Source organism: Rhodococcus sp. T2V (assembly GCF_029269925.1).
Classification (GTDB): domain Bacteria; phylum Actinomycetota; class Actinomycetes; order Mycobacteriales; family Mycobacteriaceae; genus Rhodococcus_F; species Rhodococcus_F koreensis.
Genome location: NZ_JARJBD010000367.1, coordinates 1 through 570, shown reverse-complemented (window position 1 = coordinate 570; position 570 = coordinate 1). Strand labels below are relative to the sequence as shown.

Annotated in this window: 1 protein-coding gene; it reads left to right on the top strand. The window is 64.0% G+C overall.

What is annotated here, in order from left to right:
* A partial coding sequence (locus tag P3H15_RS54410) for an IS3 family transposase (protein ID WP_276144887.1) occupies positions 1-570 on the top strand: 570 nt, incomplete at both ends.

The following is a 570-nucleotide window of genomic DNA, read 5'->3' as shown; positions in this document are numbered from 1 at the left end:
GCGGGCGCAGGATCAACCGCAAACGGGTGACCCGGCTGATGCGGATCCACCACGTCGTGGGCCGGCACCTGCGCCGCAGCAAGCGCACCACGATCGCGGACAAGTCGGTCCCACCGGTCCCGGATCTGGTGATGCGAGACTTCACCGCTGAGGCTGTCGATACCAAGTGGTGTGGGGACATTACCTACATTCCGGTGGGATCCTCGTGGTTGTTCTTGGCCACGGTGATCGACATCTGCTCACGCCGGGTGGTGGGCTGGTCGATCGCCGACCACATGCGCACCGATCTCGTCACGGACGCGATCGAGATGGCGGTGCGCACCCGCGGTGGTGACGTCGGTGGCGTTATCTTCCACAGCGACCGCGGATCTCAGTACACCGCAGCAGCTTTCGGCGATGTATGCCGCCGTCATGGGATCCGCCCGAGTCGAGGACGGGTCGGCTCAAGCTACGATAACGCTCTCGCCGAATCGTTCTTCCAAGGGCTCGAGAGGGAGTGGCTGCACGGACGGAGCTGGACGTCGAAGTCGCAGGCACGGCTGGAGCTGTTCGAGTGGCTCTCGTACTTCA